16 protein-coding genes are annotated in these 22,645 nt (G+C 68.8%); 5 read left to right on the top strand and 11 right to left on the bottom strand.

Translation table 11 applies throughout. The features are described from left to right. Positions 1-24: 24 nt before the first annotated feature. From D7V80_RS15730 to ettA, 4 genes are all read right to left on the bottom strand, one after another. Entirely contained in the window at positions 25-294 is a 270-nt protein-coding gene (locus D7V80_RS15730) for a DUF3349 domain-containing protein (protein WP_158616637.1), read from the bottom strand. Between the two features lie 62 nt (positions 295-356). Beyond that, the gene (locus tag D7V80_RS15725) at positions 357-1,046 is read right to left on the bottom strand and encodes a hypothetical protein (protein WP_233585380.1); all 690 of its coding nucleotides are present in this window, start codon (positions 1,044-1,046) and stop codon (positions 357-359) included. A gap of 58 nt (positions 1,047-1,104) precedes the next feature. Continuing rightward, a complete protein-coding gene (locus D7V80_RS15720) occupies positions 1,105-2,193 on the bottom strand; it encodes an AAA family ATPase (RefSeq protein ID WP_158616636.1) in 1,089 nt (362 codons plus the stop codon). Positions 2,194-2,265: 72 nt separating this feature from the next. Beyond that, on the bottom strand, positions 2,266-3,945 hold the full coding sequence (ettA, locus tag D7V80_RS15715; RefSeq protein WP_120588935.1) for an energy-dependent translational throttle protein EttA: 1,680 nt from the start codon (positions 3,943-3,945) through the stop codon (positions 2,266-2,268). A gap of 190 nt (positions 3,946-4,135) precedes the next feature. Here ettA and D7V80_RS15710 point away from each other — a divergent pair, with 190 nt between their 5' ends. The 3 genes from D7V80_RS15710 (at position 4,136) to D7V80_RS15700 (ending at position 7,616) form a co-directional block, all read left to right on the top strand. Further along, positions 4,136-5,077, top strand: a complete 942-nt coding sequence (locus D7V80_RS15710; RefSeq protein WP_120588934.1) for an ABC transporter ATP-binding protein — start codon at positions 4,136-4,138, stop codon at positions 5,075-5,077. Positions 5,078-5,104: 27 nt separating this feature from the next. Next, positions 5,105-5,866 (top strand): ABC transporter permease, encoded by a 762-nt coding sequence (locus D7V80_RS15705; protein ID WP_120588933.1) that lies wholly within the window; start codon positions 5,105-5,107, stop codon positions 5,864-5,866. Positions 5,867-5,996: 130 nt separating this feature from the next. Further along, positions 5,997-7,616, top strand: coding sequence for a serine/threonine-protein kinase (locus tag D7V80_RS15700; RefSeq protein ID WP_120588932.1), 1,620 nt, complete (start codon positions 5,997-5,999; stop codon positions 7,614-7,616). 6 nt (positions 7,617-7,622) lie between these two features. Here D7V80_RS15700 and D7V80_RS15695 read toward each other — a convergent pair whose 3' ends face one another. The 4 genes from D7V80_RS15695 to treZ form a co-directional block, all read right to left on the bottom strand. Continuing rightward, positions 7,623-8,042, bottom strand: coding sequence for a VOC family protein (locus D7V80_RS15695; RefSeq protein WP_120588931.1), 420 nt, complete (start codon positions 8,040-8,042; stop codon positions 7,623-7,625). A 70-nt stretch (positions 8,043-8,112) separates the two neighbouring features. Beyond that, positions 8,113-9,543 (bottom strand): M20 family metallopeptidase, encoded by a 1,431-nt coding sequence (locus D7V80_RS15690; RefSeq protein WP_120588930.1) that lies wholly within the window; start codon positions 9,541-9,543, stop codon positions 8,113-8,115. Between the two features lie 153 nt (positions 9,544-9,696). Then, positions 9,697-10,959, bottom strand: a complete 1,263-nt coding sequence (locus D7V80_RS15685) for a discoidin domain-containing protein (protein ID WP_120588929.1) — start codon at positions 10,957-10,959, stop codon at positions 9,697-9,699. Between the two features lie 148 nt (positions 10,960-11,107). Further along, positions 11,108-12,886, bottom strand: a complete 1,779-nt coding sequence (gene treZ / locus D7V80_RS15680) for a malto-oligosyltrehalose trehalohydrolase (RefSeq protein WP_233585378.1) — start codon at positions 12,884-12,886, stop codon at positions 11,108-11,110. A 279-nt stretch (positions 12,887-13,165) separates the two neighbouring features. On the opposite strand from treZ, the gene D7V80_RS15675 reads away from it, so the two are divergent. Together D7V80_RS15675 and D7V80_RS15670 are read left to right on the top strand one after the other, a co-directional pair. After that, the gene (locus D7V80_RS15675) at positions 13,166-14,314 is read left to right on the top strand and encodes an AAA family ATPase (protein WP_120588927.1); all 1,149 of its coding nucleotides are present in this window, start codon (positions 13,166-13,168) and stop codon (positions 14,312-14,314) included. A 125-nt stretch (positions 14,315-14,439) separates the two neighbouring features. After that, positions 14,440-14,817 (top strand): DUF5335 family protein, encoded by a 378-nt coding sequence (locus D7V80_RS15670; RefSeq protein WP_120588926.1) that lies wholly within the window; start codon positions 14,440-14,442, stop codon positions 14,815-14,817. An 86-nt stretch (positions 14,818-14,903) separates the two neighbouring features. On the opposite strand, the gene D7V80_RS15665 is transcribed toward D7V80_RS15670, so the two are convergent. The 3 genes from D7V80_RS15665 to D7V80_RS15655 all read right to left on the bottom strand — a co-directional run bounded on the left by D7V80_RS15665 (position 14,904) and on the right by D7V80_RS15655 (position 22,619). Beyond that, positions 14,904-15,719 (bottom strand): matrixin family metalloprotease, encoded by an 816-nt coding sequence (locus D7V80_RS15665; protein ID WP_120588925.1) that lies wholly within the window; start codon positions 15,717-15,719, stop codon positions 14,904-14,906. A gap of 318 nt (positions 15,720-16,037) precedes the next feature. After that, positions 16,038-17,432, bottom strand: coding sequence for an MBL fold metallo-hydrolase (locus tag D7V80_RS15660; protein WP_120588924.1), 1,395 nt, complete (start codon positions 17,430-17,432; stop codon positions 16,038-16,040). A gap of 291 nt (positions 17,433-17,723) precedes the next feature. Beyond that, positions 17,724-22,619 (bottom strand): DNA topoisomerase 3, encoded by a 4,896-nt coding sequence (locus tag D7V80_RS15655; RefSeq protein WP_199738658.1) that lies wholly within the window; start codon positions 22,617-22,619, stop codon positions 17,724-17,726. Positions 22,620-22,645 lie beyond the last annotated feature (26 nt).

Here is a 22,645-nt window from a genome sequence, read left to right as displayed (position 1 = left end):
TATCTTTGTGGGAGCCCTCCTGGCTCATTCTTCCCGGATCCATTCCTCAAGACCCGCGGCGATAAGCCGGGCCTGAACCGCGTCCACTGCGTCCGGGCTTGCAGGCTTGGAGCCACCGCCTACGCCATAGATGTCATTCAGGACGAGCGGATAGTGCTGCCCCACGAAGTGGCCGACAACAATCGCAAGATTCCTGTCCGACATATGCGGGTACAGCACAGTGAGCAGAGGCAGGTAATCCGCCTCAGTCACGCCTTGAGGGAAGGCCCTCTTGATCAGGGCAACAGTGCTCATGAGACTGGGGTGAAGGTCCATATGTTCCACTCATAGGGACAGCCGAAGAAGAGATCTGAAGTCTACCTCGCACCGCGCTGGGAACCTTTCATCAGGGGAACCAGTCGTTCACTGACTTCGGACAGGAACTGCATAAGTCCGACCCGTTCGCCGCGTTGCCTCAGCGTCTCCAACGGAGTGTCGCGCAGGCATTCACGCTCACGCTCCAGGTTTCCGGACGTGAGCTCTTCCAGTGCCTTCTTGGCGTCGTTCTTCGCACCGTGCTCACTCGCTGTCAGCCGGTGTGCCTCGCGAACAGGATGGAACGAGAGCCGCTGTTCCACCTTCCGCAGGGAGCCTTCTTCTTCCTTCTTGGCGTCGAAGCCAGCAAGAACCCAGCACTCCCGTTTGGGCTCTGCGACTCCGATGACGACTGCGAAGGGCCAGGGCTTGTCTCCGCGAGCCTGCTCCAGTCCAAGGCGTCGGCCTTCATCCGCATCGCTGTCACGAATCAACATGACTGATTGCGGCTTCTTGTCCGAATCCACGAACAGCAAGAGGGCGCGCCGAGCTACAAGGGCATCAGGCTCAGCAGGCTTGTTTCCGAAGTGCCCAAAGAGGCCTTTGATCCCGGCCTTCTTGGCTTCTTCTCGTACAGATGCCCACCGAAGGAAGGGCTCTGAAGGCGTCAGCCCTCGCCAACGGCGCTGGGTGTCCAGCAAGTCCTCGTCGAGCCAATCGATGTCATCTACCAGCACACGGTCGGCAAGCATGCAGGCCGTGTCCCTGTCCGCACGGGCCTCGCAGACCACACCGAAGTCGTATGCGGGCTCACTCATGAGTCGCGGACGCAGGCACCTTGCCAATCCAGCTCTCGCCCACGGTGCTCCAGAACTCGCCGGGGCTCATCAGGTCTTTCCACTTCTCGAATTCGGGATGAGCCGTGAGCTTCTCGCAGCGAGCGAACCCGTTCTCCTCCAGGAAGGTCATCCGAATCTCTTCCGGCTTCAGATAGTTCAGGATGAAGGGCGAGTGGCTAGTAGCGACGATTTGCAGTCCGGGGCTGTTCTTTTGAATGGCACGTAGCAAGTCAATCAGCTTGCCCTGCGCCACCGGATGGAGTGCCAACTCGATATCATCAAGGAGAAGAAAGCGAGGCCTCCGCTTTCCGAGAAGGACGGTCAACAACCCCAATGCCATCAGGGTTCCTTCTCCAACAGAATCGGCAGGTACGGCCTTCGCCCCTTGCATATCCAGCACGATCCGGTTTCCCCAGAGCGTGCGCGTCTCAGCTACATGCGTTGTTTGCGCATCAAGGGCCAATGTCCGCAGACTGCTTCGCTCTACAGCAGCACGTTCGACTCGAATTTTCCGGACAGTCGGGACGATCTGCTTCAACGCCGACTCAATCTCCTCAAAGAGATCCTCATGACTCAGTTTGAGGAACGCTAGCGCAGATGCCAAACCCAAGCCGTCACTACTCAGCCCAGGTTCCTGATCATCACTATACGAAGCCTCTGCCAGCTTTTTTGAATCAAGCCTCAACAAGACGGCTGAAGCCAGAATCCAACGCAGCTCCTCACTGACTTTCAAGATTCCCTGGCGAGCCGATTCATCTACAGCCGAGTAAACAAAATTCCGGACCGCTGTTGAACCAGGGCCTTCAACCAGCACTTCAGCTGGGAAACCGTCAATGCGGCTTTGAAAACGCAAGGTGGATGGCTTGCTCGCTCCAAACGAGCGAAAGCTTTCTGGAATACGGTGCATTTGGAGGGAATGAAGCATGGCTGGCATCCGCAGTCCCTCCAGCAGCGTCGTCTTCCCCGAAGCATTCGGCCCCACCAGCACGGTGAAGGGCTCCAGCTCCAGGTCGAGTGAGCGGTACGCCTTGAAGTTGCGGAACTGCACCTTCTCGATCACGCGTGCACCCTCCTCCCGACGACACCTCCGCCCCGGAATCACTCACAGGGCGGAGCACGGCACACCGCAATCTCAGTTCTTCGTCAGCGGACGGTAGCGGATCCGGTGCGGCTCCAGCGCGTCCGGGCCCAGGCGCTTCTTCTTGTCCGCTTCGTAGTCCTCGAAGTTGCCCTCGAAGAAGAACGCCTTGCTGTCACCCTCGAACGCCAGGATGTGCGTGGCGATGCGGTCCAGGAACCAGCGGTCGTGGCTGATGACCACCGCGCAGCCCGCGAAGTTGAGCAGCGCGTCCTCCAGGCTGCGCAGCGTCTCCACGTCCAGGTCGTTCGTGGGCTCGTCCAACAAGAGCAGGTTGCCGCCCTCCTTCAGCATCTTCGCCAGGTGCACCCGGTTGCGCTCGCCGCCCGACAGGTCCTTCACCCGCTTCTGCTGGTCCTGCCCCTTGAACGCGAAGCCCGCCAGGTACGCGCGGCTGGGCATCTGGCCCGCGCGGCCCAGGTCCAGGTGATCCAGGCCGCCACTCACCTCCTGGAACACCGTATGCTCACCGTTCAGCGCGTCGCGGCTCTGGTCCACGTAGGCCATCTTCACGGTCTCGCCCACGCGCAACTCGCCCGCGTCCGGCTTCTCCGCGCCCGTCAGCATCCGGAACAGCGTCGTCTTGCCCGCGCCGTTCGGACCAATCACGCCCACGATGCCACCCGGCGGCAACTTGAAGTTCAGGTCGTCGATGAGCAGCCGGTCCCCGTACGCCTTGCGCAGCCCCTTCGCCTCCACCACCAGACCGCCCAGCTTCTCGCCCGGCGGAATCACCACCTCGCCCGTCGGCTCGCGCTTCTCCTGCGACTGGTTGAGCAGGTCCTCGTACGCCGCGATGCGCGCCTTGCTCTTCGCCTGACGCGCCTTCGGAGAAGCGCGCACCCACTCCAGCTCGCGCTTGAGCGTCTTCTGACGGTGGCTCTCCGACTTCTCCTCCAGCTCCAGCCGCTTCTGCTTCTGGTCCAGCCAGCTGGAGTAGTTGCCCTTCCAGGGCACCCCCTCGCCGCGGTCCAGCTCCAGGATCCACTCCGCCACGTTGTCCAGGAAGTACCGGTCGTGCGTGATGCACACGATGGTCCCCGTGTATGCCTTCAGCGCCTGCTCCAGCCACGCCACGCTCTCCGCGTCCAGGTGGTTGGTGGGCTCGTCCAGGAGCAGCAGGTCCGGCTTCTCCAGCAGGATGCGGCAGAGCGCCACGCGGCGCTTCTCACCGCCGGACAGCTTCGTCACGTCCGCGTCGCCCGGAGGCAGCCGCAGGGCGTCCATCGCCATCTCCAGCGTGCGGTCCAGCTCCCAGCCGTTGTTCGCGTCGATGAAGTCCTGCAGCTTGCCCTGCTCGGCGAGCAGCTTCTCCATGGCCGCGTCGTCCATGGGCTCCGCGAACTTCGCGCTCACTTCATTGAAGCGGTCCAGCGCCTGGCGGATCTCCTTCAGGCCCAGCTCCACGTTCCCCTTCACGTCCAGGGTCGTGTCCAGCTGGGGCTCCTGCGCCAGGTAGCCCACCTTCACCGTGGGGTCCGGCTTCGCGATGCCGAAGAACTCCGTGTCCACCCCCGCCATGATGCGCAGGAGCGTGGACTTGCCGGAGCCGTTGGGGCCAATCACGCCAATCTTCGCGCCCGGGAAGAAGGACAGGTAGATGCCTTTGAGGATGTCCTTGCCGTTCTTGACCTTGCGCAGGTCCTGCATCGTGAAGATGAAATTCTGGGCCATGGCGGAAGGCCTCCTGGGATTCGCCGAAAAGACGTGAGCGGGGCCAGCGGATAGCAGGGAGCCCCATCCGGCTCAAGGCGCCTGCGTCAGCGCCGTGTCCGGTTGGACGGGGCGCGTCACGCGTCCAGGAGCGAAAACGCCTGCTCGCTGACCAGCGAACCCAATTCGAAGGTGTTAGAGGAAGCGCCCCATGTCCGAGCCCACGACCCCTGCCCTGGAGCTGAAGGGCCTCTCCAAGGCCTACGGAAAGTTCACCGCCCTCCACGCCGTGGACCTCACCATCCGCCCCGGTGAAATCTTCGCCCTCCTGGGCCCCAACGGCGCCGGCAAGACGACCCTCATCGGCAGTGTGTGCGGCCTGGTGAAGAAGTCCGCTGGCACCATGAAGGTCTTCGGCAAGGACCTGGACCAGGACCCCACCGGGCCCCGCTACCAGGTCGGCCTCGTCCCGCAGGAGATCAACTTCGACCCGTTCTTCTCCGTCGCGGAGTCCCTGCGCATCCAGCAGGGCTACTACGGCCAGCCCCGCGACGACGCGCGCATCGACGAAGTCCTCACCGCCTTGAACCTCCAGGCCAAGAAGGACTCGCTCACGCGCGCCCTGTCCGGCGGCATGAAGCGCCGGCTGCTCATCGCCAAGGCGCTGGTCCACAAGCCCAAGCTCGTGTTCCTGGACGAGCCCACCGCGGGCGTGGACGTGGAGCTGCGCCGCGACCTGTGGACGTACGTGAAGAAGATCGCCAGCGAGGGCACCACCATCGTCCTCACCACGCACTACCTGGAAGAGGCCGAGGAGCTGGCGGACCGCGTGGGCATCATCAACGAGGGCCGCCTCCTCATGACCGAGGACAAGGCCGCGCTCCTGCGCCGCTTCGGGGAGAAGCGCCTCGTCGTGACGTTCTCTGAACCGCAGGCCGCCCTGCCCGCCGCGGGCACGCGCTTCGCCGCGAGCCTCTCCGCCGATGGCCGCACGCTCACCTACGTGGAGCGCGACAACTGCGCGCCCTCCGGTGAGCTGCTCCGCTCGCTCTACGCGGACGGGCTGCCCATCGCGGAGGTGGAGACGCGGCGGTCGCGCCTGGAAGACGTGCTCATCGAAATCCTCCGTGGCCGCCCCTCGCAGGCCGCCTGAAACCCAGCCCCTTTCGAAAAACACCCCATGAACGTCCTCGGGATGCAGACGCTGTTCGCGAAGGAGGTCCGGCGCTTCATGCGCGTGCCGGGCCAGACCGTCCTATCGCCCCTCATCAGCACCACGCTGTACTTCATCGTCTTCGGCTATTCGATTTCGGGCCGCATCCACGAGGTGGAGGGCCACCCGTACCTGCACTTCATCGTGCCGGGCCTCGTGTTCCTGGGCATCGCGAACAACGCGTTCCTCAACAGCTCCTCGTCGCTGTTCATCACCAAGATTCAAGGCACGGTGGTGGACCTGCTGGTGGCGCCGCTGGGGCCCGGTGAGCTGATGGTGGGCTTCATCGGCGGCGCCATGGTGCGCGGCCTGGTGGTGGGCCTGCTCACCTGGATTGTCGCGGCGGTGTTCTCCGGCTTCAGCCTGGAGCACCCGCTGGCGACGCTCTACTTCCTCCTGCTGTCCAGCTACGTGTTCAGCGTGCTGGGCATGCTCGCCGCCGTGTGGGCGGAGAAGTTCGAGCAGATCAACTTCTTCCCCACCTTCGTGATGCTGCCCCTCACGTTCCTGGGCGGCGTCTTCTACTCGGTGCGCGAGCTGCCCTCGCCGTGGAACCACATCAGCCTCTTCAACCCCATGGTCTACATGGTGGAGGGGCTGCGTTACGGCATGCTCGGCAGCGGCCTGTTTTCACCGCTGGTGGGTGGGGCCATCCTCGCGGTGACGGCGGCGGTCGCGACAGGCGTCACCTACGCGGTGCTGCGCTCTGGCTACAAGATGAAGGCCTAGACGTCAGTAGCTCGCCTGCCTCCTTCACGGGTAGGAAGGCGAGCCCCTCCCTGCTGGACAGAGCCCTGGTCTTTTTGGAGGTCGGCTGTTTCCCGCCCAATGAGAAAGCGCGGTATCCTCTCGGACACCCATGGCGGTGGTCTTCGGGAAATACGAGCTGCTTCGAAAAATCGCGTCGGGCGGAATGGGACAGGTGTTCCTCGCCCGCGAGCACGGGACGGGGTTCGAGCGACTGGTCGTCCTCAAGCTCATCCTTCCGCACCTCGCCGAGGACGAAGAGTTCCTGGAGATGTTCCTGGACGAGGCGCGGCTGGTGGCGCGGCTGTCGCACCCGAACCTCATCACCATCCTCGACCTCTCGGAGATTGAGGGCCGGCACTGCCTGGCCATGGAGTACGTGCAGGGCGAGGACGTGCGCCGGTTGGATCGCTTCGCGCGCAAGCAGGAGCGCCCGCTGCCGGTGGGTCTGGTGGTGCGCATCATCGCGGACGCGGCGGCGGGGCTGTCCTACGCGCACGGTGCGGGTGACGGTCATGGCCAGCCGCTGAAGCTGGTGCACCGGGACGTGTCTCCGCAGAACGTGCTCGTCGGGTTCGACGGGGGCGTGAAGGTCATCGACTTCGGCGTGGCGAAGGCGGCCACCAGCGGTCAGCAGACGGCGACGGGCGTGCTCAAGGGCAAGTACCCGTACATGTCGCCGGAGCAGGCCAACGGGATGGCGGTGGACGGCCGGAGCGACCAGTTCGCGCTCGGGGTCGTGATGTGGGAGCTGCTCACCGGCAAGCGCCTCTTCAAGGGCGACACGGACCTGATGACGCTGCGGCTGGTGCGCGACTGCCAGGTGCCGCCGCCGTCGCAGCTCAACCCGAAGCTGCCGCCGGGCCTGGATGAGATTGTCCTCAAGGCCCTGGCGCCCACGCCGGAGGGCCGCTACGCGGACTGCGCCGCGTTCCGGCTGGCGTTGGAGGACTGGGCGCTCAACCTGCGGCTGCCGTCCAGCAGCGCGCACCTGGCGGCGTACCTGCGGGAGCTGTACGCGGACCGCATCGCCACGGAAGCGGATCCGGCGAAGTTGGATCAGCTGGCCGAGGACGTGGACCTGGACTCGCAGTCCAACTCGTCGCGGGACGGGATGCCCACGTCGGGTGCGCGAGGGCAGAGTTCGTCACGCGCGTCGAAGCTGGTGGGGCCGCCGTCCCGTCCGCCCACGCGCGTGGAGCCGGAGAAGACGCGGAACACCGCGGCCCTGATGCCGGAGCCTCCGAAGCGGCGCGCATGGCTGCCCTTCGTGGTGGGCGGCGTGGCGCTGGTGGTGGGCGGCGCGGCGGTGGTGCTGGGGCGCGGCTCCGAGCCGGTGACGCCGCCCCCGGTCGTGGCCACGCGGCCCGCGGAGGACGTGCAGGGCCGCACGCCGGAGACGCCCTCGCGCCCCACGCCGCCGGAGACGCCCGAGCAGAACACGGCGCCCCAGCCGGTGCGCCTGATGGTGACGAGCGAGCCGCCCGGCGCCACGGTGCAGGTGGCGGGCGAGGAGCGCGGCATCACGCCGGTGGCGCTGCCGCTGGTGCCCGGGGAGCCGTCGGTGGCGCTGACGCTCGCGCTCAACGGCTACGAGCCGGTGACGCGGCAGGTGTCCGCGGCGGATGCGCCCGGGGTGGCGGTGGCGCTCCAGAAGCGTGCGGCCCGGCCAGCGCCCCAGCCCAAGAAGCCGCCGTCCGGGTCGACACTGGGCATCAAGACGGGGCGCTGAGGCGCGTCAGGAGCGCTTCGCTCGCGACTCCGCGGACACCACGACGACGTAGCCGTCCGGGTCCTTCGCCCAGAATTCCCAGCGGCGCGAGTTCGGGTTCACGTGCGGCTCCTCCACCCACTCGGCCTTCAGCGCCCGAGCTGCCTCCTCGCACGCGTCGAAGTCCGTGGTCTCGAACCACAGCAGCACGCCGTGGCCCCTGGGCGCGGAGTCCGGCCCCATCAGGTTCGCGTGCTCATCCAGGTCCCACGCGTGGAGCTGGAGCACGAGCTCGCCGTTGTTCAGCAGCATCTCGTACTCGGGCCCGCCGTGACCGCTCTCGCAGCCGAGCACCGCCTGGTACCACCGGCTGCTCGCCTCCACGTCGCGCACCGCGATGAGGGGCTGCGAACGGACGTGGCCGGTGCGGCGGGGCTTGCTCGGCATGGGGCGCTCCAGAGGGCCAGGCTCGGAAAGAAGGACGGGGCGTAGGCGGCCCCGTCCCTCCGGTGAGGCACTACCGCTTGAAGTGGTCCGCGACGACGCTCGCCACCGCGGCGGTCAGCTTCTTGCCCGTGGGGATGTGCAGGAACTCATTGGGCCCGTGCGCGTTGCTGCCCGGCCCCAGCAGGCCCGTGATGAGGAACTGCGCCTCCGGGAAGCGCTCGCCCAGCATGCCCATGAACGGGATGGTGCCGCCCTCGCCCATCGCCATCGCGGGTTTGCCGAAGCACGCCTTCGAGGCGGACTCCACCGCGCTCGACAGCCAGCCGGCCAGGGGCGGCGCGTCCCAGCCCACCGACGCCTTGTCCCCTTCGAACGACACCTTCGCGCCGTACGGCGGATCCTTCTCCAGCGTCTCCTTCAGCGCCTTCGCGGCCGCCTTGGGGTCCACGCGCGGCGGGATGCGCATGGACAGCTTCCACGTCGTGAAGGGGCGCAGCACGTTGCCCGCGCTCGCCAGGCCCGGCACGCCCTCCACGCCCGTCAGCGCCAGCGCCGGCCGCCAGGTGCGGTTGAGCACCAGCTCCTCGCCGTCCGTCGTCACCGGGCGCGCGCCCTCCACCCAGGGGAACTTCGAGAACAGCTCGTCGCCCATCGTCTGGGCGGCGGCCTTCGCCTGCTGGCGCCGGCCCTCGGGAATCTCCGTGTGCAGGGCCTGCACCTTGATGTGGCCCGTGGCCTCGTCCTCCACGCGCGACAGCAGCATCCGCATGATGCGCATGGAAGACGCCACCACGCCCGTCGCGTCACCGGAGTGCACGCCCTCCGTGAGGATGTCCACGCGCAGGTTGCCGGCGATCATTCCGCGCAGGCTGGTGGTCATCCAGAGCTGCTCATAGTTCGCGCAGCCCGAGTCCAGGCACACCACCAGCGACGGCTTGCCGATGCGCGGCGCCAGCGCCTCGATGTACGCGGGCAGGTCGTAGCTGCCGCTCTCCTCGCACGCCTCGATGACGATGGCGCAGCGCGCGTGCGGCACGCCCTGCTCCTTCAGCAGCCGCAGCGCGGACAGCGACGCGAACGCGGAGTAGCCGTCATCCGCGCCGCCGCGCCCGAAGAGCTTGTCGCCCTCTCGCACGGGGGTCCACGGCGTCAGGCCTTCACGCCAGCCGGTCATCTCCGGCTGCTTGTCCAGGTGGCCATACAAGAGCACGGTGTCGTCACCGCGCGTGCCCGGCACCTCCATGTAGATGACCGGCGTGCGGTCCTTGCCGTCCGCCGTCTTCAGCCGCACCACCTCCACCGTCAGCCCCGGCAGGTGCGTGGCCTGCGCGCGGCACCAGTCCGCGATGAGCTGGACGGCCTGCTCCATGTGGCCGGACTTCACCCAGTCCGGGTCGAAGGCAGGCGACTTGTTGGGGATGCGGATGTAGCGCTCCAGCGCCGGGAGGATTTCCTGCTCCCAGATGCGCTCGGACGAGGCGAGGGCTTGGTCGACGTTCATGGCGGCGCCATGCTGCCCACCCCGGCGCCCCCTGTCGATGGAAAGCCCCGCCTCCCGAGGGCCAGGACACGCCATCCCGGGCCTCCCCGCCCGCCCTGCGCGCGGCCTGCCATCCTGCGTCAGACCGGGCGCGAGCCCGTCTTCACGCGGGGTTCAGGGCTGGATTTCGCGAACACTCAGCCACTTGAAGTCCACGTCCGTCGCGTTGTCCCAGCGGAACACCGCGATGGGGCCACCCCACGTAATGGGCGCGGCCGGCACGGCGCCACCGCAGTGCTGGGCGTCACCGCCCCACCTACCCGCGTCCGTGTGGTCGTAGACCTTCTTCCACGTCACCTTGTCCGCGTTCTCGTTGACGTACAGCTCCAGCTTCACGGCCGTCTGGCTGCTGACGGTGACGTTGCGCATGACGGCCTTGAAGCCCACCCAGCGGCCCTTCAGCGCGGAGGTGGCGGTGACGTAGGGCGTCTGGTCGTAGGAGACGTGCCAGGTCTCCTTCTCCCAGCGGGCGCGGCCGTCGTAGTGCAGGCCCGCCTTGTAGCTGCTGCCCTCGCAGCCGGAGTACTTGTCGTTGTGCTTCCCGCCGCGCGCGTACCACGCGAAGTTGTCCTTCACGTCCGCCACCGCGTTGACCTTCACGAAGCCGGTCATCTCGATGTTCTTCCAGTCGTTCGGCGCCTGCATGTAGCCACGGCTCGCGAGCACGTCCCGGTCGTAGGTGGGAATCTTCCGGTCGTCGTAGCCCGTGGACGTGAAGACGCTCATCCGCACCTGCTTGTCCTTCATCTTCCAGGAGCCGTCGCTGTTGCGGGTAATCGTGTCCCGCGGGTCGAAGCGCGAGTCCGCCAGCGCGTTGTCCGCCAGCGTCCACGCCTCGCCCCCGGACTTCGAGGCGTAGAGCATGGTGACGCCGAAGCGGTCCTTGCCGGACGTGGGCGTGGCGGCGCCGGTGATGGCGGCCCACTCCGCGATGCTGGCCCAGGTGTTGACGGAGTTGCCGTTGACGGTGACGCGCACGTAGCGGGCGTTGCGCGCGGTGAAGCTGTAGCGCTCGAAGTTCGCGGTGGTGCCGGACGACTTCGTGGACACGGCCGTGGACCAGGTGGTGCCGTCCGTGGACGTGGCGAGGACGAACGTGTTGGTCCGCTCGTTGCCCCGGTGCCAGGCGATGTCCACCGCGGACAGCGACTTCACGCTGCCCAGGTCGCCCCGGAGCCACTGCCCCACGCCGTCGCTGGACCAGCGCGTGGTGAGGTTGCCGTCGATGGTCGCGGACGGAAGGTTGCCGTCATTCCCACTGGCGGTGACAGCGGTGAAGCCCGACGCGGCGAGCGCCGGTGCCGAGGCCCCGAGCAGCAGGAGCGCGCTCGCGGTGGTGACGTGCCGCTTCCACGGCGATGGATGAGATTGAGACAAGGTGCTTCCTCCTGGCGGCCGAGTACCGGCCCGGCCCCGAGGGCATTCCTTGTCGTTGCCTGTTTCACGGAGGGAAGAAGCGGCGGCCCGCCCCCCTGCTTCCGGGAGACGGGCCGCGCGTGAAGCCGTGTCTGTCTTCGCGTGCGAGCTACTCGCGCAGCCTCACCACCGCCGCGGAGGGGCCTTCCAGGCGCACGACGTTGCCGGTGAGCGGAGACGCCTCCACGGTGCCGCCGTAGCGCGGGTTCTCACTCCACATGACGATGCCCGCGCTCGCGTGCGGATTCAGCGTGTGCACCAGCGAGCCCTTGAGGTTCACGAAGATGAGGAACGTGTCCCCTTCCGCGCGGCGCTCCAGCACGACCGCGTCCGGCCCCAGCGCCCGGGCGTCGTGCGTGCCCTGACGGCTGGTGAGCACGGGCTCCGTGGCGCGCAGGCGCAGGAGTTCCTTGTAGAGCGTGTGCACGCCCGCGGCCTCCGCGCTGTCCAGCTCGCCCCAGTCCAGCGTGGAGCGGGTGAAGGTGTCGCGGGCCTGCGGGTCCGGCACCTCTTCGCCCTTGAAGCGCGAGAAGCCGGCGAACTCCTTGCGGCGCCCTTCCGTGACGAGCTTGCCCAGCTCCGCGTTGTGGTCCGTGAAGTAGAGGAACGGCGTGCGCGCGTTCCACTCCTGCCCCATGAAGAGCAGCGGCGTGAAGGGCGACATCAACAGCAGCGTGCTCATGGCGCGGTAGGCGGCCGGCGACACGTCCTCCGACAGGCGGTTGCCCAAGGGCCGGTTGCCCACCTGATCATGGTTCTGGATGCAGTGGACGAAGTGCCACGGCCCCAGCCCCTTCGGGTCCGTGCCGCGCGCGTGGCCCAGGTTCTTCGACTTCTGGCCCGTGTAGAACCAGCCCTGCCGCAGCGTCGCGGCCAGGTCCTCCGCGCTGCCCGTGTAGTCCTGGTAGTAGCCCTCGTGGTCGCCCGCGAAGGCGCGCCGCAGCTGGTGGTGCAGGTCATCCGCCCAGACGCCGTCCAGGCCATAGCCGCCTTCGGACGCGGGCGTGACGAGCTTGCGCTCGTTGCGCTCGTCCTCGGCGATGACGACCACGCGGCGGCCGGAGGCGGAGGCGTGGGCGCGCTCCACGATTTCGGCCAGCAGGTGCGGCTGGCCTTCATCCACCAGGGCGTGCGCCGCGTCCAGGCGCAGGCCGTCCGCGTGGTAGTCGCGGATCCACATCTCCACGTTGGAGAGCACCAGCGAGCGCACGAAGCGGCTGCCCTCGCTGTCGTAGTTCACCGCGTCGCCCCAGGGCGTGTGGTGCTTGCCGGTGAAGTAGTGCGGCGAGTACGCGCGCAGGTAGTTCCCGTCCGGTCCGAAGTGGTTGTAGACGGCGTCGATGAGCACCGCGAGCCCGTGCGCGTGCGCCGCGTCGATGAGCTTGCGCAAGCCCCTGGGCCCGCCGTACGTGGCCTGCGGCGCGAAGAGGTCCACGCCGTCGTAGCCCCAGTTGCGGGCCCCCGGGAAGCTGGCCACCGGCAACAGCTCCAGCGTGTTCACGCCCAGCTCGCGCAGGTGGGCGAGCTTCGGGATGAACGCCTCGAAGGTGCCCTCCGGCGTGGCGGTGCCCACGTGCACCTCGTAGATGACCATCGCCCGCGGATCCGGCCCCTTCCAGTGCGAGTCCGTCCAGCCGTGGTCGGAGACCACCACCTCCGACGGGCCGTGCACGCCCTTCGGCTGCGAGCGGGACCAGGGGTCGGGGAACGGGTCGCCACCGTCCACGCTGAGCTTGTAGCGCGTGCCCTCGGCCAGGTCCGGCAGCGCGCCGCCGAAGCAGCCGTCCGCTTCGGGGGTGAGCGGCACCTTGCGCAGGACGCGGTCCTCCGCGTCGTAGAGGACGACGTCCACGCCCTTGTGGCCGGGCGCCCAGACGCGCCAGCGCACCGAGGACCCCTCCACCCACGCACCCAGCCGGGGCGCTTGGGACCGTGCTTCAATCGATTGAGCCATGTGCGCCCGTGTTAATGCGCATGCGCGGCTCCGGGGAGCACCCCTCGCCCCCAAGGCCCACCGCTGTTCACGGGCCGACCTCTCGGGGCCCACGAGTGCGGACCGGCGGACGGAGGAGCGCACGCCCTTGCGCCAGAGGGGATGGCTTGTGGCGCCCGGGCACGTCCCGGATGATGGGCGGCGCCGAGCCCGCCCCTTCTGGAGCCCACCGCGATGTCTCCCCGTTCCGGCGCCGAACCCTCCGCCTTCCCCGAAGGCCCGCCCATCCAGGAGCGCGTGGCCGCGCTGGAGGTGCTGTCTCCCCAGGAGATCGACGCGCGCCTGGGCGACCTGGGCTACCGGGGCCAGCCCGAGGCCCGCCGCGCCGCCTCCGTGCTCGCCTACCGCCACCTGCGCCGCATCCGCCGGCTGTACCTGGAGGGGCTGGAGCCCGAGCCCGGCACCCGCGAGAACGCCCTCTTCCTGGGCCCCACCGGCTCCGGCAAGACGTTCCTCGTGGAGCTGATGTTCCGGGAGATCCTGGGCGTGCCCACCGTGCTCGCGGACGCCACCCAGTTCTCCGAAACGGGCTACGTGGGCGACGACGTCAGCACCCTGCTGTCCCGCCTCTACGAAGCCGCGGAGCGCGACGTGTCGTGGGCGGCCTGCGGCGTCATCTGCATGGACGAGTTCGACAAGCTCGCCACCAGCCGCTCCGACAGCCGCTTCTCCGGCCAGCAGACCACCAAGGACGTGAGCGGCTTCGGCGTGCAGCGCAGCCTCTTGCACCTGCTCTCCGCGGCGCAGGCCACGTTCCCGCCGGACTTCGGCTTCACCAGCCGGATCCGCTCCGAATCCCTGGACATGGGCTGCATCACCTTCATCGCCTGCGGCGCCTTCAGCGGCTTCCGGGGCACGGCGGCGACCATGGCCCACGTGGAGCGCATGGGCTTCGGCCGCGAGCCCGGCAAGGGCGGCCAGAAGGACCTGGAGTCCATCGCCACGCGCATCACGGAAGAGCACCTGGAGAACACCACCGCGTTCTCCCGCTACGGCTTCATCCCGGAGCTGATTGGCCGCTTCAACCGGCTGGTGTCCTTCAACCCGCTGGACGCGGCCACGCTGGGGGACATCCTCCAGGACAACGTGCTGCGCACCTGGGAGCGCGAGTTCGCCCACGAGGGCCTGGAGCTCACCGTGGACGCTGGCGTGCGCGAGTGGATTGTCGCCCGCGCCCTCAAGCGCGAGACGGGCGCCCGCGGTCTGCGCACCACCCTGGCGCCCGTGCTGGAGCAGGCCGCCTACGAGCACTTCGGCCATGGCAAGGCCGCCACCGTGCGCCTGGTGCTCAAGGACGACGCCGTGCACGCCGAGCGCGGCTGAAGCAGCCGACACGCCGGGGCCCGGTCCGCGGGGCCCCCGGAGTGTCGTTCAGCCGGGCCTGTCCTTCACCCGGGAGTCGGACGCCTTACGGTTGAGGCACACGACAGCCGCGCGGAGGCGGACCCATGGCACACATCAACCAGGAAATCCCCCGGGAGCAGTGGGCGAGCTACCTCGCCGGCATCAGCAAGCAGGACGCCACCCAGTGGGTGCGCGTGGAGTCCATCGACGCGGAGACGGGCGACCAGCCCCTGGCCGACCGCCTGCCCCTGGTGGACATCTCCCTGGAGAGGAAGGGGAGCGACTCCGGCGCGGTGCAGATCATCGTGGGCCGCGAGGACGGGCGCATCACCCACCGCATCCTCGAACCGGACCACGTCTACGCGGAGCTGGACGGAGACACGGGCGCGCTGGAGTGCCTGGAGATTGGCGAGCGCGGCGGCAAGACGCTCATCTTCTTCGAACGCCCCTCGGAGGCCGACGAGGTCTCCGCCCGCTTCTAGCCGCCGCCAGAAACGGCACGAGGCCGACGGGCGCGTCCGCGAAGACGCTCCCACCGGCCCCTGCCCCCTCAAGCGTGAAGCTCAGCTCACGGGTACAGCGCGCGGGCGCCCTGCTTGTCCAGGGTCGTCAGCACGAGGTCGCCCGTCTGGGTGCCGTTGCACTGCGGGTAGTGCATGACGGAGGAGCGGTCGTAGGTGGAGGTCAGCGCGCGCCACTGGCTGTCCTCGTAGCAGCCGCTCGACGTGGAGCGGGTGTGCTCGTGACGGAAGCCCAGCGTGTGGCCCAGCTCGTGGCGCAGGATGCCCGTCAGGGTCCAGGGCGACAGGTTGCCGAAGGCGCTGCTGTCCACCAGCACGTTGCGGCCGGAGCGGCTGGAGTTCGGGAAGAACGCGCGCGCCACGTAGGACTGGCCCGACACCGGGCGGATGTCGAACAGCACGCCCGTCTGGGACGCGGTGCAGGACGCGTCGTACTGGGACAGGTAGACGAACTTCACGTTCGCCGTGGCCTGCCAGGCCGCCGTCGCGCTGGCCATCGCGTTCACCATCTTCGTCTTGTTCGAGCCGAAGTTGTTGCTGATGCAGTAGGTGAGGTTCGTCTTCTGCGTGCTGCTCCACTTGATGTCGCCGCCGATGTAGTACACGGCCAGGCCGTCCTGCGACTTGCCCAGCTGCGCCTCGACGACGTTGTGGAAGTAGGCCTTGAGCTCCTCCTCGGACTCCAGCGCCTCGTCACCGTTGACGATGATCTTCCCGCCCTCCCACGGCTCGCGGTAGGCGTTCGCCTGGAACTCCTCCCACGTCTGCTTCACCTCGGACTCCTGCGCGGACTCGGGGCCACCGCACGCACCGAGCATCAGCGAAACGCCGGCCAGCATCGCAACAGAGCGGAACTTGAGCATTGGGGAGATTCTTCCTGGGTGCTTCGAGGGATGCGCGGCCACCGCCTGGCCTTCCCGCCAGTCGCGGTCCGCCGCGCGCCGGGCCATTGAGCAACTGCCGGGCCAACGGCGCTCCCCAGGAGAAAAACAGGAAACGCGGGGATAGCTGGAGCGCTCCCGCTCCAGCCCTCCCCACGTCAACCGTCACTTCCCGTGACGTTTACATCCCCAAGTCCTGAGAAAGACTGGGGTTTCCTCGGGCAGCTCTTGCTGTCTGAGAAGGAGACAGCGAGGTGTCCTGATTTCGGTCAGGTTTGACCGTGGCTTTTCAGGGAATCCCTAGAGGATGGCGCGGCGCATCTTCCAATAGGTCTCCTTGGCCATGCGGAAGGTGTTGGAGCCCGGGGGCAGCAGGGCGCGCAGCAGCTCCGCGGACTGGATCTGGAGGGGGCGCACGCAGTGGGCATCCAGTTGGTGGCGCAGGTAGCCCACCATGTCGCGGCTGCGGTACTCGTTGAAGTAGTTGCGCAGCTGCGCCTCCGTGCGGGCCTTGCCGTTGTCCGCGTACTTGGCCACGTAGGGGCTGAAGTCCGGGTAGAGGCTGCCCTTGCCGAAGCCGCCGTGCACGGTGGTCTTCATGAAGTTGCCGATGAGCAGGTCGTCGAACACCTGGTACTTCACGGCGGTCATCAGCGAGTTGCGGGGCGCCTCGAAGGTGATGCCCTTGAGGAAGCGGCGCTTGTTGAACTCGATGACGTGCTCCTGGCCGCCCACGCGGAAGCGCAGGAAGTCCATCACCGTGCCCAGGTGCTCGACGGCGCGGAAGTACTGCTCCAGCTGCTTCACCTCGTCCGCCTCCAGGCGCTCGCTCCAGTCGTCCCCGAAGTCCTTGGGGTCCAGCGGCCGGATGGTGCGCTCCTTGGGGTTGATGGAGACGGAGGAGTCGTTGGTGAAGTCGTGGCGCAGGAAGGCCGGGAGCATCTCGCAGGTGTTGGAGGCGAAGCCCCGCGCGTAGTCCGGCAGCGTGGTGGTGTACTCGGAGCACCAGACGCTGTCGGCGCGCTGGTACTTGTGCATGGAGCTGAAGGGGACGAAGTAGCGGACGCCGTACGTCTCCGCCATGCGCGCAATCGTCTGTCCCACGGGCGTCTTCGCCGCCGCGTACGGGAGGATGCGCCGCCCGTCCTCGGTGAAGAAGTTCATCATGTCCGCGTCGCCGTAGCCGGACAGGGCCAGCAGGTACGTCTCGCTGTACTCCTTGATGACCCGGCGCACGAAGCGGCCCTGGCCGCGGTCACCCGAGTCGTTGAGGTTGACGATGAGCCGGCCGCCCACCTCCACCAGCAGCACCGCGTCCTGGTTCACGTCCGGGATGCACAGCACGCGGATGCGCGGGGACAGGCGCGTCCATTCACGGTCCTGGAGCACCTGGACCTTGAAGCCCGCCTCGAGCAGGTCGTCGCGGATGCGGCCGCCCACGTGGTTGGGAACGAGCAGCGTGCGCTCGCGCAGCTTCTCCAGCGAGGCCATGCTCAGGTGGTCCGGGTGGCCGTGAGACAGCCACACGTAGGGGCAGTCCCGGATGGACTGGCGCTGCTCTTCCGGAATCTCGTGGGACAGCGTCCAGCTGCCGAAGTACGCGTCCCCGTCCGTCCAGGGGTCCGTCACCAGCACCGGTCCGTTGTCGTGACAGATGAGTGTGGCGTTGCCAATCGTCTCGAAACCCAGCTCCATTGCGCGCCCCCTTGAACCCCTCACGCCGCTCCCAATGCGCGTGTGGACGAGAAGGTGGCACCCGGACTTTTGCCTACAAGCTTGGGAAACAAGCTTCACGCCTGGCCGGTAGCCCCCCGCGCCTGCGGCCCAGGAAAGGGCTTTCCCTTGTCAGGCGGTTCGAGGCGGACGGCATGCCCCGCGGCGGATCCACGCTGTCCCCCGGGCAGCGCCTCTGGGGGCACGCCGCTGCCCTGGAGGAGCGGATCCACGCGCACCTGTCCACCGGGCGACACGCGGATCCGCCCGCGGTCAGCGTCTGCGGGACACGAGCGAGAGGATCTGCGGGCCGTAGCGCTCCGCGAGGGTGGGGCCCACGCCGTGGATGGACATCAGCTCCGCCCCGCTGGAGGGCCTTGCGCTGGCGATGGCGTCCAGCACGCGGTCGGTGAGGATGCGGAAGGCAGGCACCTTGCGCTTGCGGGCCTCGGTGAGGCGCCACTCCTTGAGGGTGGCCACCAAGGCGGGGGACGCAGCAGGCAGGTCGAAGTCCGGCGCCGCGTTGCGGGACGCGTTCCAGGAGGCCCGGCCCCCCAGGCCCGGCGACGCCTCCGGCGTGGCGCGCGCCTTCCAGCCGCGGGCCGGAGGGGCTTCGGCGGGGAAGGACTCCTGGCTGAAGTCCGCGTCGTTGGAGGCGCCGCGCGGGGCCCAGGACTCCGAGCCCCCCCGGCGGCTCTTGCCGCGTCCCCGGGGCGAGGCCGCCGCGGTGGAGGCGGCGCGCTTGCGGGGCGTGCGCTTCGTGGTGCCGGCGGCCGTGCGGCCCTTGCGCTTCTTGGCGGGCACCTCACGCGCCTGGGGGAGCACCACCTGTCCGGGGGCGATGACGCGGGCGCGGCGGCCGGTGTCCGTGAGGGACAGGCGCTGGAAGAGGATGACCTGGCCGTCCTTGTCGAACGAGTCCGAGTCCAGGCGCACCAGCCCCGAGCGCACCAGTCCGCCCACGAGCCGTTCGAAGTCGCGGCGGTGGAGCTGTTCCCCGAAGAGCTCCCGGTGGAGCCGTCCGGTGGCCTGGCCGTCGCGGGCGTGGAGGGCCTCCAGGATGCGGCCCAGCGCGTGGGCCTCCAGGGCGGAGGGCTCCTCGAAGCGGACCACCTCGCAGGACTCAGGGGCGCAGACGTCGCACAGGCCGCAGGCGGCGCCGGAGTCCTGCACGTCGCCGAAGTGCGCGACCAGGTGGCGCATGCGGCAGTCATGCGCCTCCGCGTACCGGCCCATCTGTTCCAGGTGGAGCTGCTTGCGCTCGCGCTGCGCGATGTACGCCACGGCCCAGCCCGCGCGGCCGCGCCGCACGTCCTCGTCCGGGGTCATCTCCACGCCGCCGTGGATCCACAGTTGCTCCAGGGCCTTGTCGAAGATCTCCGGGTCGCCGCGCACGCGGGCCTGGATGGAGGCCTTGGGCTCCAGCTCGTTGGAGGTGGCCTGGTAGATGCGTTCCAGGAGGGAGGGGTCCGGGTAGTCGCGGCGGTGGAAGAACTCGTGGGTGCGCCGGTCCACGAAGGCGTGGAGCAGCACCGCGCGCGAGTCCTTCCCGTCGCGGCCCGCGCGGCCCAGCTCCTGGTAGTAGCCCTCCAGGCTGGCCGGCAGCGCCGCGTGGATGACGGTGCGCACGTCCGGCTTGTCGATGCCCATGCCGAACGCGGTCGTGGCGACGATGACCTCCAGGTGGCCCTTGAGGAAGGCGGCCTGGATGCGGTCGCGCTCCGACGGCTGGAGTCCCGCGTGGTACGGCGCGGTGTGGAAGTCGTGCGCGAGCAGGTCCGCGTACTGCTCCGCGTGCTTGCGCGTGGACGCGTAGACGATGGCGGGCCGGTGCTCCGGGTTGCGGAGCAGGGACAGGATGGCGTCGCCGCGGGCACCCGGGTTGAGCTCGCGCACCTCGATGGCGATGTTGGTGCGACGGAAGCCGTGGATGAAGGTGTGCGCGGCGCCGCCGCGTGAGCCGCGCAGGCCCAGCTGCTGGACGATGTCCTTCTGCACGTCCGGCGTGGCGGTGGCGGTGAGCGCCACCACGGGGGCGGGACGCAGCAGCGGCAGGCGCGAGCCCAGGAGCCGGTAGTCCGGACGGAAGTCGTGGCCCCACTGCGAGATGCAGTGCGCCTCGTCGATGGCGATGAGCGAGGGCGTGCGGCGGGCCAGCAGCTCCACGAAGCCGGGGACGCCCAGGCGCTCCGGGGCGATGAAGAGGAAGTCCAGGCGCCCTTCGAGGTACTCGGCGCAGACCTGCCGGGAGGTGGCCCGGTCGCGGCCGGAGTGGATGCGGTCCGCGGCGAAGCCCAGCGACTGGAGCCGCAGCACCTGGTCCTCCATCAGCGCGATGAGCGGGCTGACGACCACGGTGGTGCCCGCGCGAGCCAGGCCCGGCAGCTGGTAGCAGAGCGACTTGCCCGCGCCCGTGGGCATCACCAGCAGCAGGTCCTCGCCGGACGTGGCCGCGCGGCAGACCTCTTCCTGGTAGGGACGGAAGTCGTTGAAGCCGAAGGCCTCCTTGAGGAGGCCGCGCAGCTTGTCCGGAGGCGTGGGCGCGCGGTGCACGCGCTCCGGTCGGGTGCTGCCCATGTTCACGGTTTGAGGCTGTCGTTTGGCCCGGCCGAAGCCCTCGGAGGAGGCCTGCACGAAGGCGGTGCGCACCTCCGCGGAGGGAATCGTGGGAGGACGCTCCTGCACGCGGGGAAACGCGGCCTGTGCGGCGGCTCCCGCATGGCCATCGGCTCCACCGTGGAGGCCGTGCCCCGGAGCGCCCGCCGCGAACCGCGAGGAACCGTGGACGTCGGCGCCACCGTGGGCGGATGTCCCTGCGTGACGTGCGTCACCGACGTGGGCAGCTCCGCCGGAGGCACCATTGGCGGAAGGGCTCGCTATGTGACGTGCGTCGCCGGCAGCGCCGTGGCCGAAAGCGCGGGGGCCATCTCCCGCCATGCTCGCGGAGGCACCGACCTCATTGCGCGCGGAGTTGGCACGGGCGGCGCTTCGGACGGTGGCGGTCGCGGCCTCACGGGTCCGGAAGAGTTCCTCGGCAGGCCCCTGCGCGGGATGGGGACGGGATGATTCAAATCGCCCGCTCGCAGCCGAGGCTTCGTTCCGGGGCGCGGAGCCGGCCACCGGCGTGGGCGGCAGCGACGTGGGCGCCTGGCCCACGACCTCCCGCACATACGCCTCGATTCCACTCATGAACGCATCCAGCGCGCCCTGCCCGCGCTCGATGCGCTGGAGCCACGCCTCCCACTGCCCCGTCATCACGGGGGACTTCACGTCCGGGTGCACCACCTGGATGAGGTGGATGCCCTTGTCCGTGGCCACCAGGCGCTTGCCCTCGCGGGTCAGGTACTCGCGCTCGAGCAGCAACTCGATGGTCGCGGCGCGCGTGGCGGGCGTGCCCAGCCCCGTGTCGCGCATCGCGTCCACCAGCTCCTTCTCATCCAGCGTGCGCCCCGCGGACTCCATCGCCGTCAGGAGCGTGGCCTCCGTGAAGCGCGGCGGCGGACGCGTGCGCTTCTTCACCGCCTCCACGTCCTCCACCGTCTGCGCCTGTCCGCGCGCGAGCCCCGAAGGCAGGTCCTGCGGCTCGTCGTCCGGCTCCTCTTCCTTGTCCTTGTCTCCGCCCTTCTTGCCCTCTGGCTTGAGGCGCGGCGCCTTCTGCCCGCCCCCCACGTCCAGGACCTTCCAGCCCACCTTCTCCACCTGCGTGCCCGCGCTGTGGAAGCGGTCCACCACGGGCCCCGCGTCCCCCTTGGACGTCACCGCGGTGATGACCGTGGTCACCTTCCAGACGTGGTCCTCGTGCCACGCCTGGAGCAGCCGCCGGCACACCAGGTCATAGAGGCGCTGCTCGTCCGGAGACAGCCGCACGCCCGACGCCGGCATGGGCGTGGGGATGATGGCGTGGTGGTCCGTCACCTTCGAGTCATCCACGTAGCGCTTGCCCAGCGGGCGCTCGCCCGTGCCCGGCGCCAGGTCCTCCTGGTAGGGCGTGGCGATGGCGCGCACCACCTCCGGCAGCGTGTCCGCCACCGTCTCCGACAGGTGCCGGCTCGCGGTGCGCGGGTAGCTCAGCAGCTTGTGCTTCTCATAGAGCGCCTGCGCGACCTCCAACGTGCGCTGCGCGCTGAAGCCGTAGAGCCGGTTCGCGTGGCGCTGCAGCTCCGTGAGGTCGTAGAGCAGCGGCGGAGGCATCCGCTTCGTCTCCGCGTCCAGCGACTCCACCACCGCGTTGCCGCCGCGCACGCGGTCGATGACCCGGCCCGCCTCCACGCCGTCCGCGTCCAGCCGGCGCGCCTCGCGCACGGAGTCGTAGCCCGGCGGAATCACCGGCTTGCCGTCCGGCCCCGAGCGGAACCACGTGCCCTGGTAGCGGGCCCCCACGGGCGCGCCCTTGCCGCGAGGCGAGAAGGTAGCCACGACCTCCAGGTAGTCCCGGGGCACGAAGTCGCGGATGGCCAGCTCGCGCTCCACCACCATGGCCAGCGTGGGCGTCTGCACGCGCCCCACGGACAGCATGTTGCCGTAGGTCCCGCTCGCCAGCGTGTAGAGGCGCGACAGGTTCATGCCCACGAGCCAGTCCGCGCGGCTGCGTCCCATGGCGGCGGCGGCCAGCGGCGCGTAGGCCTTGCCGTCCTTGAGGTGCTGGAAGCCGTCGCGGATGGCGCGCTCGGTGAGCGACGACACCCACAGCCGCCGCACCGGCTTGCGGCATCCGGCGGCGTCGTAGATGTACCGGAAGATGAGCTCGCCCTCGCGCCCGGCGTCCGTGGCGCACACCACGGCGGACACCTCCGGCGCGTTCATCACGCGACGGACGACCTCGAACTGCCCCTTCGTGGAGTCCGACACCACCAGCGGCCAGTCCCCCGGCAGCATGGGCAGCTGCGAGCGGTGCCACTTCTTCCACTCGGGGCGAATTTCATGCGGCTGGGCCAGGCCCACCAGGTGGCCAATGGCCCACGTCACGACGTAGCCGTTGCCGCGAAGGAAGCCCTCGCCGCGCTCGGTGGCACCGAGCACCCGGGCGATGTCGCGCGCCACGGCGGGCTTCTCCGCCACCACCGCGAGGACGGAGCCCCGCCCACCGCGAGCCGTCCCACCGTCCACGCTCGCGTCCCGCGACACCGACCTGTCCCATCCGGGCGACTCGCCCATCTCATCCCACCTCATGACCTGTCCCCTCCCCGCCCCTGAAC

The sequence above is a fragment of the Corallococcus sp. CA054B genome, assembly GCF_003611625.1.
Classification (GTDB): Bacteria; Myxococcota; Myxococcia; order Myxococcales; family Myxococcaceae; genus Corallococcus; species Corallococcus coralloides.
The sequence above is the reverse complement of the archived record's forward strand: the minus strand, read 5'-3'. Positions and strand labels throughout refer to the sequence as shown.

What these genes read in the sequence shown, in the direction of transcription:
- D7V80_RS15730 (WP_158616637.1), bottom strand. Translation starts at nt 294, where the DNA reads ATGAGCACTGTTGCCCTGATCAAGAGGGCCTTCCCTCAAGGCGTGACT.
- D7V80_RS15725 (WP_233585380.1), bottom strand. Translation starts at nt 1,046, where the DNA reads ATGCTTGCCGACCGTGTGCTGGTAGATGACATCGATTGGCTCGACGAG.
- ettA (WP_120588935.1), bottom strand. Translation starts at nt 3,945, where the DNA reads ATGGCCCAGAATTTCATCTTCACGATGCAGGACCTGCGCAAGGTCAAG.
- D7V80_RS15710 (WP_120588934.1), top strand. Translation starts at nt 4,136, where the DNA reads ATGTCCGAGCCCACGACCCCTGCCCTGGAGCTGAAGGGCCTCTCCAAG.
- D7V80_RS15705 (WP_120588933.1), top strand. Translation starts at nt 5,105, where the DNA reads ATGAACGTCCTCGGGATGCAGACGCTGTTCGCGAAGGAGGTCCGGCGC.
- D7V80_RS15700 (WP_120588932.1), top strand. Translation starts at nt 5,997, where the DNA reads ATGGCGGTGGTCTTCGGGAAATACGAGCTGCTTCGAAAAATCGCGTCG.
- D7V80_RS15695 (WP_120588931.1), bottom strand. Translation starts at nt 8,042, where the DNA reads ATGCCGAGCAAGCCCCGCCGCACCGGCCACGTCCGTTCGCAGCCCCTC.
- D7V80_RS15690 (WP_120588930.1), bottom strand. Translation starts at nt 9,543, where the DNA reads ATGAACGTCGACCAAGCCCTCGCCTCGTCCGAGCGCATCTGGGAGCAG.
- D7V80_RS15675 (WP_120588927.1), top strand. Translation starts at nt 13,166, where the DNA reads ATGTCTCCCCGTTCCGGCGCCGAACCCTCCGCCTTCCCCGAAGGCCCG.
- D7V80_RS15670 (WP_120588926.1), top strand. Translation starts at nt 14,440, where the DNA reads ATGGCACACATCAACCAGGAAATCCCCCGGGAGCAGTGGGCGAGCTAC.
- D7V80_RS15665 (WP_120588925.1), bottom strand. Translation starts at nt 15,719, where the DNA reads ATGCTCAAGTTCCGCTCTGTTGCGATGCTGGCCGGCGTTTCGCTGATG.
- D7V80_RS15660 (WP_120588924.1), bottom strand. Translation starts at nt 17,432, where the DNA reads ATGGAGCTGGGTTTCGAGACGATTGGCAACGCCACACTCATCTGTCAC.
- D7V80_RS15655 (WP_199738658.1), bottom strand. Translation starts at nt 22,619, where the DNA reads ATGAGGTGGGATGAGATGGGCGAGTCGCCCGGATGGGACAGGTCGGTG.